The 16,449-nt window shown below is 50.9% G+C and carries 8 protein-coding genes; 3 read left to right on the top strand and 5 right to left on the bottom strand.

The window, feature by feature from the left end; translation table 11 throughout:
• Positions 1-22: 22 nt before the first annotated feature.
• The 5 genes from Pan161_RS16855 to Pan161_RS16835 all read right to left on the bottom strand — a co-directional run bounded on the left by Pan161_RS16855 (position 23) and on the right by Pan161_RS16835 (position 10,882).
• Entirely contained in the window at positions 23-922 is a 900-nt protein-coding gene (locus tag Pan161_RS16855; RefSeq protein WP_145229003.1) for a hypothetical protein, read from the bottom strand.
• A gap of 39 nt (positions 923-961) precedes the next feature.
• Positions 962-2,662 (bottom strand): HEAT repeat domain-containing protein, encoded by a 1,701-nt coding sequence (locus tag Pan161_RS16850; protein WP_145229001.1) that lies wholly within the window; start codon positions 2,660-2,662, stop codon positions 962-964.
• Positions 2,663-2,881: 219 nt separating this feature from the next.
• A complete protein-coding gene (locus Pan161_RS16845) occupies positions 2,882-3,148 on the bottom strand; it encodes a MazG nucleotide pyrophosphohydrolase domain-containing protein (RefSeq protein WP_145232728.1) in 267 nt (88 codons plus the stop codon).
• Between the two features lie 137 nt (positions 3,149-3,285).
• Positions 3,286-6,237, bottom strand: a complete 2,952-nt coding sequence (locus Pan161_RS16840; protein ID WP_197995365.1) for a tetratricopeptide repeat protein — start codon at positions 6,235-6,237, stop codon at positions 3,286-3,288.
• Between the two features lie 46 nt (positions 6,238-6,283).
• On the bottom strand, positions 6,284-10,882 hold the full coding sequence (locus tag Pan161_RS16835; RefSeq protein WP_145228997.1) for a DEAD/DEAH box helicase: 4,599 nt from the start codon (positions 10,880-10,882) through the stop codon (positions 6,284-6,286).
• A 453-nt stretch (positions 10,883-11,335) separates the two neighbouring features.
• Between Pan161_RS16835 and Pan161_RS16830 the strand changes: the two genes are divergently transcribed.
• The 3 genes from Pan161_RS16830 to Pan161_RS16820 all read left to right on the top strand — a co-directional run bounded on the left by Pan161_RS16830 (position 11,336) and on the right by Pan161_RS16820 (position 16,426).
• The gene (locus Pan161_RS16830; protein WP_145228995.1) at positions 11,336-13,639 is read left to right on the top strand and encodes an NfeD family protein; all 2,304 of its coding nucleotides are present in this window, start codon (positions 11,336-11,338) and stop codon (positions 13,637-13,639) included.
• A 327-nt stretch (positions 13,640-13,966) separates the two neighbouring features.
• A complete protein-coding gene (rpsO, locus tag Pan161_RS16825; RefSeq protein ID WP_145228993.1) occupies positions 13,967-14,236 on the top strand; it encodes a 30S ribosomal protein S15 in 270 nt (89 codons plus the stop codon).
• A 54-nt stretch (positions 14,237-14,290) separates the two neighbouring features.
• The gene (locus Pan161_RS16820) at positions 14,291-16,426 is read left to right on the top strand and encodes a polyribonucleotide nucleotidyltransferase (protein ID WP_145228991.1); all 2,136 of its coding nucleotides are present in this window, start codon (positions 14,291-14,293) and stop codon (positions 16,424-16,426) included.
• The last annotated feature ends 23 nt before the right edge of the window (positions 16,427-16,449 follow it).

Raw genomic sequence — 16,449 nt, 5'->3', positions numbered from 1 at the left:
AGGTGCCTACTGATTATCTCATTTAACGGAAATAAGTTTGTCTAGTCACATCAAAGGTATATCCAGAGCGATTTCCTCGAACCGTAAAATAGGTCCTGCGGATCTCATCAAAATTCTTATTGCGATACTTTTTTTCCTGCGTCAGTAACTGGTTTTCCGTCTCCTTGGAGTAGAAATGAAACAGGATGGCCCCTGTGACATCGTGTCCGGCTTTTTTGAAGAGACTGATATCGCTGGTTTTGCGTTCGCCACCCTGCCAGGTCATATAGAGTCGTTTTTCGTCGACACCAGATGAGGCAGTGCGAGTCGCAGGTTTGTCTGATGACAGATTGGAGAGATAGACCATTTTCCCGCTGCGGAGCAGGGCACCCAGCTCAATTTTGAAATAGTCCAGCTGCTTGGCATAATCAATCAGTGAGCCACGGTCTGAGAATTTAATAAACCACCGCTGCTCACGCGGCAGTCCCTTTTCACCCGTTCCGAAGCCCAGCGCCCGTTTACCCGTGCCAGCAGCACTGCCGACTTTTCCCGAGTTGGTCAGGTCGGTCTGCATTTGCTGCTGAACCTGTTGAGTGGCTTGATCTGACAATTCCACCACACTGTCCAGCATTTCTTCCACCTGATTTTCCTCGGTGGGAGTATCAACCTGAGAAGGGTCATCAACCGGATCTTCAGGCGATTCGACCAGCAGGCTTTCATCGGGCGAACCATCTTCTGCCCCCCCTGACAGATCAATCAACTCCAGAGCAACCTCGTTTTCTGTCTGGGGCAGGCGATTGGTGATCCAGACAATCGAAAGCCAGAAGACTGCAATCACTAAGGCCAGCACAATCGCGATCAGTGACGAACTCACCTGGTCATACTGGGTAACCCGCATGACTGGCGACTTGCGATGATCTTCTTGAGGTGGAGCCTGTGCCATCGTATGAAACTAACCTGTACGTAAACGAATTAATTGGGATTATTTAGACATGGGGAGTTGGTTGAGTACTTCGTAGAGGTTGAACTTTTCTTCAAAGGGTTTGATATTGAGATACCATTTCTGCCAGCGTTTTGTTGTTTCATCTGACCATTGATTTACAATTTGAATACGTGCTTTTTCATCCAGGTTTTCTGGAGCATCTGCCAGCGGGTCTTCAGGCATCCCCAGCCCTCTGATTTTTCGGCTGAGGGTACATAAGCCATTGCGGGCTTCAATGCGTACGCCTAAATCCGGATCTTTAAGTGCGTTAATGAGTAGCGGTGCGACACGAAAATCATTCGTACGTGCAAGCGCCCAGATGGCGGTTCTGCGGATATCGGGAGAGCGGGCCTCAATCAGTTTCAGAACGCGTTCTTTCTGCTGGATCAGTTTCTCCCGATCACCCAGCGTGATGGTTTCGATCAGTGATTCCTGGGTGGCTTCCAGATCTGCGTTGGCGGGATCTTCCAGTTGTGACAGCAATTCGCTGAGATCACCGGTCAAAGATTTATTTTGCACTTTGCCGTTTCGCATCTGAACTTCAGCCAGATTTTTGGGCAGCCCTCTGCCGCCAGCCAGCAGTCCGGCCCCGACTGGCTCTGGCGTATACTTCCGCTTGAGAGTTTTTACGGTTGCTTTAGACAGAAAAATAATTGCCAGACAGGTGGAAGCAGGGCTGTTTCCCGCCCCGAACCAGCTGCCATCATCGCGCTGGGTTGTGAGCAGTTCGCGAGCGCCATCCGCATACCAGTCGTGTGGTCCCAGTGTTTTCGTGTTTGCCAGCGCAGCGATTCGTTCCAGTCCATACAGATAATAAATCGGCCAACCTGAGGGTTTGCGGATGTTGTAGTTTTTAATGACCCAGCCTTCACCTTTTGATTTACCATTTTCGATCGCATCAAAGGGGACGGTCGGTTTGGAGAACAGGTCTTTTTCATCCTCGCCTGAATCATCCGTAAGATTTACTTTTTCGAGAAAGCCAAAACGTTTCTTCTTGACGCCTTCGGATTGGTTCTGCTTCGGTGTGGGGGCTTTACCATGAGGGTAAAGCATCATGGATATAACGTACAGGCTGCCCGTGCCCGCGACTCCCATGGTATGTTTGGCTGTTGCTTCAGCGGGGACAGCAGGATGGTAACCAAAACCGCCATCACGGAGCTGGGTTGATAAATGCCAGCGGGCGGCTTTATCCCAGACGGCTGTGGGAATCTGTACTCCGGCGCGTTGTGCGGCCCAGAGTCCCAGAATGGCATATTGTGTAATACTGGTATCTCCATTATGCGGAGAGTCACCAGGATAGTACCAACTGCCGGTTGAATGTTGCGTCCCAATCAGAAAATCCACAGTCGATTGAATTTCGAAGTGGTATTTTTCCGGGTCGAGAGCTTCGAGAAGCATCAGCTGGGCGCCCGCGCAATAATTGTAGTCTCCCCCTGGGCGATAGATTAATTCCCCTGAGTCATTTTTCTGATTATGGTCGATCAGAATATTCTTGACGCATTTCTGAATAAAGGGAGAATCAGGTGGCTCGCCTGCTTTCAGAAGTGTGTAGCCAACAAAGGCATTCATACCACCACGGCCGTAATCAGGATTCGTTTTCAGAAAAGACACGCCCCGTTTTATGGCGGCATCAATTTCCGGCTTAGGGGGTTGGGCCTGTACGCTTGCTGGAATCAGGCTGCATACAATCAGAGCAGGCATCCACATCTTCAACAGGAGAACCGTGTGATGGCTTACCCAAATTCGAGTTTTATCTGCGCAATCGTTTATCATAGTGATGCGATAGCAATCTGAGATGAGAGATAATTGCTGACAGGAATCGGAAGTCACTACTTTCCAAGCATGACTCCAGTCTAAATTCCAGAGTGAAGCAGTGTCAATCTTTATGACTCAAATCTTTATGGGAATCGCATTTACGTTTCAGGGCTTCCAGGACAGGTCACAGGTACAAACAGCCTGATTACAGCGTGGACACCCTTGTACATACTTGCGGGTTACCGCCTGTTCCAGATCAATTCCCGCGACATTTGCCATGGTCGCCAGCCAGGCAAGCACATCTGCGAATTCTTCCTCCAGATTATCTCGATCGCTGTTTTCCCGTAGAGATGAGGATAATTCTCCCACTTCCTCCATGAACCACATAAAGGTCCCTTCAATGCCCCGCGATTGATCTTTTTCATAGAACATCTTATGAATCACCGCCTGAAATTCAGACAGCGATAAACCGATCTGATGTTGAGAATCCTCATTGGTGGAGGCTGAAGAGGGGTGAATCGGGTCGCTCACGAGAGCTCCTTTAGTCAAGTAGATTGATAATATCAGTGTTACAGTTTTTCTTTTAAAACTCTGCCAGCAGCATGATCGGGATTCTGTTTTAACAGTCGCTCGACTTCGGTTTCCGCTTCCTGTTTTTTTCCACTTTCGAATAAGGCGTTCGCCAGTTGGTAGCGGGCTTCCGTATTCTTCTCGTCGAGTTGCAGTAGCACACGGTATTCGCGAATCGCCAGTTCAGGTTGCTTCAGCTTCAATGCCGTCTCTGCCAGACATTCATGAGTCTCCGGGTCAAGTACGTCAATCTGTAACGCAGCCTGTCCCCAGTGGAGCGTTTCTTTCAGGTCACCCTCATTCTGATACAGATACATTAACTCCTGCATGCTGTCTACATCACTGGGGTCCAGGTGGACCAGCTTTAACAGTGTCTCTTTCTGATTTTGATCCTCTTTCAGGTGGCGATAGATGACTGCGAGCCCTTGCAGCCATTCTGTCTGATAAGGATATTTTTTGTGAGCAGATTCAAAAATCGCTAATGCTTCGGGGTATTGTTTCTGTTTCAGCAGGATTTTACCAGCGAGTTCAAGGACTTCTGCATTATCTGTTTTGGTTTTCAGTGCAGGTTGCAGTATCGCTAACGCAGCAGGCAGATCTTCAGAGAGCAGTTCCAGTCGTGCAATTGTCAGAGCGGCCTGTGGTTGTGCTGGATCTTTGCTCAATACGGACTGTGCGAGTTCCCGCGCTTCCTGTTTTTTTCGACGCTGCAGCAGGTTCACTGCATATTCACCGGCCAGAGTCAGGTTTTGTTTATCCGCTTCATATTCCTGTTGCAGTTCCTTGAAACTGCGTGTGGATTCAGGCTGGTAACCTTTCAGAGAAGCAGTGATTTTTTTGAGGTAGGTATGATAACGCTGCTCAAAGTCTTCGGGTGTAATCTGAAAACATTCTGTAATCGCCTCATCTGTGGAACGCTGGTTCTGGTACGACGTCAGCAGTTTTTTTAACGCGTCTTTACCAAATTCTTCTACCATGAAGTCAGCACACATCAGGCTCTGGCAATAAGCGAAGCTCCAGTTATCCGATGACTTGGGTCTGACAAAAACGCCGTCCAGTTCATCCAGAGAATAAATTTCTCCCTTCGGAACCCGTTCGACCAGTAATTGATTGAATCTCTGCGGGCGGGCGCTGCCTTCGCTGCGGACGGCCAATGCTTCAGTAAACCAGTGGGGGATTTTGTATTTCGTCTGTTGCAGGGTAAAAACATGTACCAGCTCATGTTTGAGTACACTGGCCCAGTTGAAAGGCTCTTTCATTGCGGTCGGTGAAGTCAAGGCGACGACGGCTCCGGTTGAGGCACCAATGGTCTGGATCCAGGGCAAGCCAATCATGCGGGCGCTGAACCACTGATGGGCGCCCAGCCCTTTGGCATCGTGATAGATTTCAAACTGTGTTTTACCCGGCGGTTCGTAGCTGAACTGTGTGGCGAGTTCCGGATAAATCTCTTCCAGGTAATCAGCCATGTACTGCCCCAGAATGGCGTCTGCTTTGGAATCGTATCGAATCACAAAATGATCCGTGATGATGGCACCGTATGACTCCAGCACGCCCAGCACTTTCCGCATATTACTGACGCGTACATGATAGGGGTCCGATTTGAATGCTTCGTCTAATGTCTGCTGGGCCAGTTCGGTTTTTCCCATCTGCATGTAGAGCATCCCCAGTGAAGACTTGGGGCCGGAAAGTTGAGGCATGAGACTGATTGTTTTCAGGTAAGCAAATTCGGCGAACATAAAACGGCGTTTCATTTCCATTAACTGGGCCAGTTCATACAGAAAGTAGCCCGGTTTGGGGTTTTGTTTCAGAAGCGCAGTCGTCAGTTTGGTGAAGCGGGATGAAGTCGGTTGCGGTTCAGAGTCATCAGAAACGGTGAACAGTTCAGCCAGACTTTCGCGATCGGGAACGCCATCCAGCAGCAGAAAGCAGGCCGCGAGTCGGGCCAGAACAAACTGGCTGCGGGCATTGAGGGCTGCTGCAGACTGTGCCGTTTTCAAAGCCTGTTGATATTGGCCGTTTATCAGTTCCAGGTCACAACGGGTGAGCAGCGCGTCCAGCGATTGGGGATTAATTTCCAGCGCCCGTTCAATCATTTTGGCAGCCTGATCGAATTCATGTCCTTCGATGGACGAAAAAGCGAGGGCGACGTACACGTCTGCTGCCTGGGGATTGATTTTCAGCGCGGCGGTAAATTCGTCCGCAGCCTGGGGACGATTGTATTTCTCCTGCAAGATCGAACCACTGAGGTAAGAAGCCTGCCAGGCCAGGGGATCGGCTTTGATGACATCCGGGCAGACCGTGTTGATGACAAAGGTAAAGATTTGCGAGACACTGTTCCACCGCGCGTACTGAGTGGCACCTTTCCCGATCAGCAGCAGTGTTTCTGCATCTTCGGGTTGAGCCCGGTTGTAGTAACGCACAAACCAGCGATATCCTTCGTTGGCTTCATCAATTTTGCCCGCATCGGTCAGTAGATGCGCCTGGACCAGGTGTGCCAGCGGCTGATCCGAATTCAGAGCCAGTGCGCGGGTCACATACTCATTCGCTTTGTCGTAATCGCCCGTTTCATAATAAAGTTGGGCGCCCACTGCGTACAGGATTGGCAGATCGGGAGATTGCTTGAGCGAGACTTCCAGCCGCGTGATGGCTTCACCAGATTTGCCCGTCAACCGGTCCAGTTCAATCAGGCTCCGCTGCAATTTCAGAGACTGTTCTGCATTCTGCGGAGTGAGCTGCTCCAGTTGCTTTGCTGCCTGGTCATAGACTTCACGCGACTCTTCATAGCGGCCATGCTGTTGATGTTCGTATGCTGTTTTCAATAAGTCTTTGACGTCCGCAGTATCCGGTTTTTCAGAGGCAGCCTGCAGCAGACCAGGATGCACAGTGACCCAGAATAAAAGCATCCACGCAAAAAACGGGATTCTGCACATGCTGAGAGGAGTGTCTGACATTCTTCGTTCCGAAGTAATATTTAGGGAAACACCACAGGCGCTCGTTTCAGAGAAACGAAGGACGCGGCGATTTTTTATCAGGGGGACTTGTACCATTACCGGTGGGGATAAGCTGGTCATCTACATTAGACACGGATTGCGAAGCCTCTTCCAGCTCATTTGTGGAATTCTCATCCAACAGTTGCTGTCTGTTGAATTCCTGGATGGGAAGCCCGAATCCCAGGATCAGCTCCCGTTTCAATTTCTCTGAAACTTTCGTCAGCAGAAACAGTTCTTCATTCTTTGCCCAGGCGATCAGATTCCCATTCCACCAGGCGATTCGATTGGCGGGAGTCGCCGGCACGCGCGCATCTTTGGTGAGAATTCCTGTCAGATTCAACGGGTCTGTGGCAGAAAGAATCGTCAACTCATCGCAGGTCGGGTCATCGCGCAATTTACGCAGTTCCTGAATCGTACCCGACATGGCGAACTGCTCGCCCGCCACACCGGTCACAAACCGCCCCCCTCGAATTTCGCCACGAGCTTCCAGTCGGCGATAGATCTGCAGCAGTTCAAACCACCGCGGTGCGCCGGATTCCTTACTGAGCAAATCGCGAAACACCACGCCCCAGCGTCTGATCAACTGCCAGGCCCATTGTTCGACATATTCAAAATACTGCAGGCTCCGTTCTTCCACTTCCCCGCTGGCTTCCCGTCTCCAGATCGACCAGCGTCCGGTATTGTTCGGAGTCGATCTTTTACGAACCAGCCCGATTCTCGATTTGCGGGAAGCACGTCTCTGTTTCGTAGAACGATCTTCCGTAAACTGCCGCATACCCGAGAAACTGTCTGAGGTAAGCAGACCGCGGGAGATGAGTTCCCCCAGTGAATCAGCGATCTGCGAAGGCAGTGACTGTGTCGCCGCCATCAGATCAGAGGCAAACAGGGCGCCGCGTTGTGTTAACAGTTCCTGTACTTCCTGCGCGGGACTGCTCAGGTGGTGTTCTGCTTCGCTGTCTTCCGGCTTTGAAGAGACTTGATTGAAACAGGCCAGCCAGGGGATGTCTTCTCTCAGGAAGAATGAGACAGGGGCATTGCGGGTGATGCCGGTCATCGATTTTCCCTGTTCAGCGGTGCGGCGGGGAGGATACAGGCGGCCCCAACCTACTTCGCCGGTAAAGCAGAGTTCGTCCAGTTGACTGCTCTGGTAATTCGACAGGCGGGCAGGCAGAATATCTCGTTCCCAACTGATCGCCGGGATATCGATGCCCTGCAGCATCGAGAGGACTTCAAATAGACCATTGGTTCCGGACCGTTTTTCGTCGCCCGTCAAACCATGTAATCTGGTCAGATATTGAATCAACACGCTCACATCCACCGGTTGTACTTGGGCCCGTAAGCCTTGCAGAGTCAGCCGATGGATGCGGGACAACAGACGCCGGTGGCACCATTCTTTCGGTGGAACAGGAGAAGTATCCTGTTTTGTTTCTGCTGCTTCCGATTCTTCCAGGCTCTGGTCCCAGTTGGGATCTTTGACGCGAAAATAGCCCTGCATGGCGATGCCTTCGCCTTCCAGCGCCATTAAAGCGGCTTCGGTTTGTGCATCTGTCATGCCCGCCTGATGTGCCATTTCGGCAACCGTGAGGGGCCCACAGTTATCCAGCAGACCGCGGATGATCGAGGTGCGGGCTTCCGTCGATTCCCATTCCTGCTGCACGCCAGCGGGCACTTTGACAGGTGGAGCATGCTGGCTGTCCGGAAAGGCAGCCAATGCCGCCGGCAGTCGTTCCGTGGCAACCCAGCTGTGTGCAGAAACCTGTTCGGAAGGTTGTTCTGTTCGGGACAGTGTAGTGGCACGTCCGGTCGCTTCCAGTTCCTGATACCAGTCAGCCCACTCAGGTCGTTCATGAATGGGAAGATGAATGCGCCCCAGTAGCACGTCATGGAATTCATCGGCATTACGGACGACAGGTTGCGCTTCCTGACACACCTGGGCGATCGCTTCCGGAGAGAGCCTTCCCAGATCTTCCACACTTTCCACAGAAAGCGTATGGCGCGTCGCGACTGCCCGCGCCCGGCGTTCCTGCGCTTCGCCTCCATCCAGAAAGGTGTAAGGACTGGAGTTAAGCAGTTCATAGCAGAAGGGAGACGGTTCCCGAGTGTCACGGGGGATCAGCTTCAACGTGCCCTGTTCAATTTCGAGCAGGACGTTTTTCAAGCCCCCAATATCAAGTTGTTCATTCAGGCAGTCGGTGAGTGTCTGATCGACGAGAATATGATCGGGGCGGACGATCTCGCCGATTTCATTTTCGGGGCAGCCCGTCAGCCGCGGGAAAACCGCTGTGAGTAAATCTTCCGCACGAAAACGCTGCAGTGGTGGCGGAACTTTTTTGCCGTTCTGCATGCGGGAGACCAGTAAAGCCCGTGTCACATTCCAGCGCCAGCGCACGTGGAACATGGGGTGATCCAGAATCGCCTGTTCGGACAGCTGTTGCACATTTCGGGTGTTGAGCATGCTGAACAGGCTCTCCAGCGGGAAGCTGTGCTGCGGACCCAGTGAAAGAATAATGCCGTTATCGTCGGCGGTCGCCTGCAGTTCGAAGTTATAAGAACGGCAGAAACGTTTCCGCATCGTATAGCCCCAGGCGCGGTTGATGTCACCTCCAAAGGGCGCGTGGATCACCAGTTGCATGCCCCCCGATTCGTCAAAGAACCGTTCAAACACAACCCGTTTTTGCGTGGGCACGACTCCCAGGGCGGCTTTCTGTGCCTGGAAGTATTCTACGATCTGTTTACTGCCCCATTCGTCGGTATTGGTTTCCTGTGAGAGCCAGAGAATCGCCTGCTCGGCATCTTCGATGCGGCGTTCGAGTTCTTCTCTTAAGTGGGAGATTTCCGTTGACAGTTCCAGCGAACGCCCGGGCGCTTCGCCGAACCAGAACGGGATCGAAGGGGGTGCCCCATGCGCGTCGACCACGGTGACATCCCCGCCACGTACATAGCGAATCTGCCAGGATGTATTACCCAGCAGAAAGATATCGCCAGCCATACTTTCAACAGCGAAATCTTCATCGACGGAGCCGACCACGGTCTGATCGTCTTCGGTGACCACGCGGTACGAGGCAATTTCGGGGATCGCGCCGCCGTTCATGGTGGAGACGAGACGGGCATTTTTGCGGCTGCGAACGCGGTTCTGAACCTGGTCATGATGCAGGTAAACACGGCTGCGGCCAGAGGTGCTGCTGATCCCTTCGCTGAGGAACTGGATCGTGCTGTCAAAGTCGTTCCGTTTGAGATTACGGTACGAATAGGCGCGGGTCAGGGTGGCAAACAGCTCATCCGTATTCCATTCCTGGCAGGCGACTTCGGCGGTGATCTGCTGCGCCAGGATATCAATGGGCGCTTCAGGCATACGAACGGTATCCAGGATCCCCTGTTTGATCGAGCGAACCAAAGCCATGCTTTCCACGAGTTCGTCACGCGAAAGCGCAAAGATCCGACCTTTGGGAACCAGACCCAGTGAATGCCCGGAGCGGCCGATACGTTGCAAAAATGTGGCGATACCCCGCGGTGAACCAATCTGCACAACCAGATCGATATAGCCGACGTCGATGCCCAGTTCCAGAGAGGCGGTTGCGATGACCGCTTTCAGCTCGCCGCTTTTCAGTTTCTGTTCAGTACGATGTCGAATTTTTGCAGATAAGGAACCGTGATGGCTGCCGACCACTTCCTCTCCCAGCCGTTCGGTAAGCTGGTGAGTGATGCGTTCTGCGAGGCGGCGGGTATTCACAAAGATCAACGTGCTGTGATGCGAGTTGATTAACTCAATAATCTGTTCCAGCACTTCTGCCCATTGTTCGTGAGTGCAAATCGCGCTTAATTCAGACGGCGGGACCTGAATGGCGACATCCAGCGTACGCGAGTGCCCGATATTAACGATCCGACAGGTTTGCTCGGGGTAATCACTGTGAGTTTCAGAGGGGGGATCTGCGGTGATTTCAATTTCAGGTCGATTACCGACCAGGTACTGCGCCACGCGATCCAGTGGTTTCTGTGTCGCGGACAGACCGATGCGTTGCAGGGGATGTTCGACGAGGGCTTCCAGCCGTTCGAGGGTGATCGACCAGTGCGAACCACGTTTGTCTCTTAATAAAGCATGGATTTCATCGACGATCACAGTCTCTACTGTTTTGAGTGTTTCCCGGGCTTTGGAACCGGTTAACATTAAATACAGCGATTCGGGGGTCGTCACTAATATATGAGGCGGCCGTTTGACGAGCGCGGCGCGCTTTGATGAAGGCGTATCTCCGGTACGCAGGCCGATCCGGATCGGCGTGAACAGCAGGCCCGCTTCTTCCATCAGTTCGGAAATCTCTTCGAGCGGCTGAGTCAGATTACGGTGCATATCGTTGGATAGAGCACGCAGTGGCGAGACATAGATGACGCTGGTTTCATCATCCAGGTCGCCAGCCAGCGAACGTTTCACCAGGCGGTCTATGACGGAGAGGAAGGCGGTTAGCGTCTTACCACTTCCCGTCGGAGCCGAGATTAATGTGTGCTCACCCCGATTGATACAAGGCCAGCCTTGTTGCTGCGGTTCAGTCGGACCCTGAAAACGTTTCCGGAACCATTTTTCGATAATGGGGTGATAGCCGTAAAATGACATGACTGCCCTTTGGAGTGTCGATTGAGAGTAGCTGTTGTATTGTAAGAGGTTGATTCTGAGAATTTAACCTGTTTTCTCTGAAAATCTTCCGGTTTCGAATTTCTGAGCGAGCAGAGCACGAAATGCCATGTCAGTTCTTCAAATTGTTTCTGCCCGAACGAAGATTTTTGTTTGAGTGTCTATTCCAAAAATGGAAAATTGTGAAGTTTCTTCATCTTGAGGCGTTCCATAGAAACAGCAGCTTAATTCACCACAGCAAATCGACTATAATTGTGGAAATGAATTGATCTAACTGGTGTAAAAACTCGTTAAAAAGAGTACACCAGATGATCAGTATCTGGCTATGATACAATAATAATAGATATTGAAACCGTTCCGGGTTCAACTCCGGCTTAAACGCACTTGGATCACAGGCATTGCATATCTCATACTGAAAACGGTGAAAGTCACACAATGAAACATGTCAACCAGATGATACTGGCTTTTATTCTGGGACTTTTAGTGCTCAATGGAAGTTCAACCCTGCGGGCCGACCCGGCTGAGTCAGACAAACCGCAGAAACAGTCTGCAGAACAGCAGAAAAAGGCAGATGCGGATCCCCCCCCTTCAAAGCCTGCTTTGTTTATGACGATTGAGAGTCCAGTGGGTGAAGTAACCTACGGTAGAGTGACCAATGCCGCTTTGTCATTACAGAATGAAGCAGCCAAAACAGGGCAAAAAGGGTATCTGATTCTCAAAATCTCTCCCGGTTCCAGCCCGTTTCATCAGGTGCAGGGACTGGCTAAATTTCTGGCTTCCGCGCAATTATCCGATTTAAAAACCATTGCCTGGATTCCGGAAACGGTGATTGGGAATAATGTGGTTCTGGCGCTGGCATGTAATGAAATAGTAATGCATCCGGATGCGGAACTGGGTGACATCGGATATGGCAAAGCTCTGGATCGGGATGAACGCGAATTCGTGCTGTCCATTGTTGAGAAACGCCACAATGCCAAACTGAGCCGCGCCTTGGCGCTGGGGATGATGGACCCGCAGCAAGCCGTCCTGAAAGTGAAAATTCAACAGGGAGAGGGCGAAAACAAGCAAATCATCTCCCGCATTGTGACTCCCGATGAATTAAAACGACTGCAGGATAATATGGCCGTCATTACTGATGTCGAAACCATTAAGGAAGTCGGCTCACTGGGAGTATTTTCCGGAAGCAAGGCCCGTGCTCTGGATGTCTTGGTCCAGCAACTGGCTGACACACGCGGGGGGCTGGCTGAACTCTATGGGATTCCCCGCGAAAAATTACGCGATGACCCCACCCTGGGAGACGCGCCCAAGGTTATGCTGATTAAAGTGGATGGGATGATTGAGCCACTGCTTGAGGCATTCCTCGAACGGCAGATCAATCGAGCGATCAATTCCGGTGCCAATATGCTGGTGTTTGAGATTGATTCAGGGGGAGGCTACCTGATGTCCGGCACCAATCTGGCGAACATGATCGCCAATCTGGACTCGCGTCAGGTCAGAACGGTGGCTTATGTCCCTAAACATGCCATGAGTAGTGCCGCGATCATCGCGTTGGGCTGTGATGAAATCTTCCTCCAACCAGGGGCTCAAATGGGAGACGCCGGTCCCATTGAAATGAAAGAAGGTGGTCAGTTTGAGCATGTTCCTGTAAAAATCCTGAGTTCACTACGCGTCACGTTGAAGGAGTTGGCAGAAAAAAAAGGGCGACCTGCTGCCGTCTGTGAGGCGATGTCCGATAAAGATCTGATTGTCTATGAAGTCACAAACAGTAAAACCGGACAACTCTGGTACATGAGCGAAGATGAAATTCACCAGTCAAATGGCGAGTGGATTCAAGGGCCAGCCGTGCCCGAATCACGGAAGGCAAATCTGCTGACGGTGAACGGGGGGCGGGCGCATGAATTAAAAATTGCAGAACCGCCTGTCCGGGATCTGGATGAACTCAAGCAGCGACTGGGAATTCCTGCTGATCTCAAATTGAAAGCGGTTGGACGGACCTGGGTTGATACTCTGGTCTATATTTTGAATTCCCAGATTGTGACGTTTTTCCTGTTCATTCTGGGCGCGATCTTTGTGTATCTGGAGCTCTACACTCTGACTGGTTTGTTCGGGATTATGTCAGCGCTTTGTTTTGGGCTGTTTTTCTGGAGCCGCTTTCTAGGGGGAACTGCCGGTTACCTGGAAGTGATGATCTTCAGCATCGGTCTGATCTGTATCCTGCTGGAAATCTTTGTGATTCCTGGTTTTGGTATTTTTGGTATCTCGGGAGGGCTTCTGGTGGTCACTTCGATCATCCTGGCCAGCCAGACGTTTGGGGACTTTAACACACTGCGTCCCGGTTCTGATTTTGCAACCATGTCTGGTACGGTGGGAACGATGAGTGCCTCACTGGTGACGGTGATTGTGCTGGCGATCGTATTGAATCGGTTTTTACCCGATTCAAAGCTGATGAGTTCCATTGTATTGGCACCGCCGGGCGACTATCAGAAACCCGCGACTCATGAGATCCAGCTGGATCCCGAACTGCTTCCCGGCAAAGCAAGTTTAAAAGTTAAAGGCCTGCATCTGGAAGTCGGTATGCAGGGGGTGGCCTGCTCAGTTTTACGTCCTGCAGGACGGGTTGAAATTGATGGTGTCTGGGTGGATGTCATCAGTGAGGGGCCGTTTATCCCGTCTGGTGCCCGGGTTGAGATCGCACATATCCAGGGGAATGAAGTGGTTGTCCGTGAGGTAACTGTTTGATGCCAAAGAGTTTAAATGAGTTGAGCGATTGGTGTGGTCCAGTGTTCCATGTTTAAACGGGAACAGATTATGAAAAAAAGAACCCTGTCTGATTCTATTCAGACAGGTTTTTATAATCGAGGTGTCGTATCCATTGAATAATCTATTCAAATTGCTACATTAAGTACCTTAAATACCCTGAAAGCTAGCGTAATAGCTTTGTTTTCTCTCGCCATTACCAGTCTCAGATGAAGTCAAGACACGGACGTAGTGGCTGTCTTTGCATTGGGTTTTCCCCGATCTTCTCTGTTTGTCAAGTGGTTTGTTTTAAAGGTTTAGGTTAGAAGAATGTCAGTCACGCAGGAACGAAGAGCAGAATTGATTCAAGAATATCAGTCCAAAACAGGGGATACCGGATCTGCTGAAGTGCAGATTGCTGTACTTACAGAACGGATTGTTAATTTAACAGAGCATTTACGGTCAAATTCGAAAGATCACGCCAGCCGAAGAGGTTTGCTGCAGATGGTCAGTCGTCGCCGTAGTCTGCTGGATTACTTGCATAAGAAAAGTGCAGAAAGCTATAGGGAAATTCTGGAGAAGTTAAACATCCGAAAATAGGTTCGATGTTTGCTCCTCTGTGTCGGTTTGTCGGAAAAGAATTAGGAACATATTGTGAAAGTAGTTGTTGAATGTGAGGTTGGCGGACAGAAACTTAGTCTTACAACTGGTCAGTTAGCGAAACAGGCAGCGGGTTCTGTCCTGGTTCAGTATGGTGAAACAGTAGTATTTGTTGCAGCAGCAACAGGGCCGGGAAGACCCGGAATTGATTTTTTTCCACTGACGGTTGATTATCGGGAACGTGCTGCGGCCGCCGGTAAATTCCCTGGTGGATTTTTAAAACGTGAAGGTCGTCCTACGACCAAAGAAATTTTGACGGCTCGTTTAACAGACCGTCCCATTCGTCCGCTGTTCCCCAAGGGATTTCACGACGAACTGCAGATTCAGTCCAACGTGATGTCCTGTGATGGCGTCAATGAGCCGGACGTACTGTCAATCAATGGTGCCTCAGCGGCACTCTGTCTCTCACCCGTTCCCTTCCAGGGACCTATCGGTGCCGTTCGCATCGGTCGTATTGATGGTGAGTTAATTGTCTTCCCGAATCACGAACAGATTGCTGAAGGTGATCTGGATCTGATTGTGGCTGGAACCGTCGAATCGGTGCTGATGATCGAAGGTTTCGGAAACCAGATTCCGGAAGACGAAATGGCAGAAGCCATTATGCTCGCCCATAAAGAACTGGCGAAAATCTGCAAATTACAGCTGGAACTGCGGGAAAAAGCAGGCATCAAGCCCTTCGAATACGAAGCGCCTCCGGAAAATCCGTTTGTGGCCAAACTGGATGATGCCGTTTTCCAGAAACTGAGTTCTGCCATGCAGAGCACAGTGAAAGCAGAACGACGTGATGGTGCTAAAGCCATTCAGGAAGAACTGATTACCAAGTTCTTCCCGGAAGGTGCCGACACGACTGAAGACGGCGCTACTATTGGCGATTTCAAAGAAGCATTCCATGATCTGGAAGCCAAAGCAGTCCGCGAAATGGCGATTACCGGTCGTCGACTGGATGGGCGGGCTCCTGACGTTCTGCGAGATGTTTTCTGCGAAACAGGAACGCTGCCGCGAGTGCACGGTTCAGCCGTCTTCACCCGTGGTGAAACTCAGTCCATGGCAACCGTCACACTGGGAACCTCACGCGATAAACAACGGGTCGATGGTCTGTTTGAAGAAGAGCTGCAGCAGTTCATGTTGCATTACTACTTCCCCTCTTTCTCAGTGGGCGAATGCCGACCGATCAGAGGACCAGGACGTCGCGAAATCGGTCACGGTTGTCTGGCAGAACGTTCTGTTTTACCAGTGCTGCCGAACGAAGAAGATTTTCCATATACGATCCGCGTGATTTCAGACATTCTGGAATCAAACGGCAGTAGTTCCATGGCTTCTGTCTGCTCAGCGACTCTGGCTCTGATGGATGCCGGTGTGCCGCTACGTCAGCCTGTGGCCGGTATTTCCATCGGTCTGGTGACCAAAGGAAAAGAATATAAGATTCTGACTGACATCATTGGTGACGAAGACCATTTCTGTGATATGGACTTCAAAGTGGCCGGTACTCAGAAAGGGATCACCGGGATTCAGCTGGACCTCAAGAATGATGGAATCAACGAAGAAATCATTCGAGCAACTCTGGAACAGGCTAAAAAGGCCCGTCTGGAACTGTTGCGAACCATGCTGACTGCGATTCGTCGCCCGCGTGCAGAGATTTCTGCCTATGCACCCCGTCTGCATCAGACCAAGATCAATCCCGAAAAAATCGGTCTGTTGATTGGTCCTGGTGGAAAAACGATTCGTGCGATTCAGGAAGAAACCGGTGCCTCCATCGATATTCAGGATGATGGTACTGTGACTGTTTCTGGTGGAAACGTTTCGATAGTCGAAAAAGCCATGGCTCATATTGAAGCTTTGACAGAAGAAATTCGCGTCGGCCGAATCTATGATGGTGTGGTCAGCTCTATCAAAGAGTTTGGTGCTTTCATCGAAATCGCTCCCGGTAAAGATGGACTGTGTCATATCAGCGAACTGTCTGATGGATTCGTCAAGTCGGTCAGCGATATCTGCAAAATGGGTGACCGTCTGCAGGTGAAGGTGATTGCTGTTGATGATCAGAATCGTGTTAAATTATCCCGGAAAGCGGTACTGGCCGAACAGGCTGGTGAGAGCAACGGCGATGTTGATACAGAAGCAGAAGAAGAGTAAGAGAAGATTCTCTTTAATCTGAG

This window comes from Gimesia algae (assembly GCF_007746795.1).
Classification (GTDB): Bacteria; Planctomycetota; Planctomycetia; order Planctomycetales; family Planctomycetaceae; genus Gimesia; species Gimesia algae.
The sequence above is the reverse complement of the archived record's forward strand: the minus strand, read 5'-3'. Positions and strand labels throughout refer to the sequence as shown.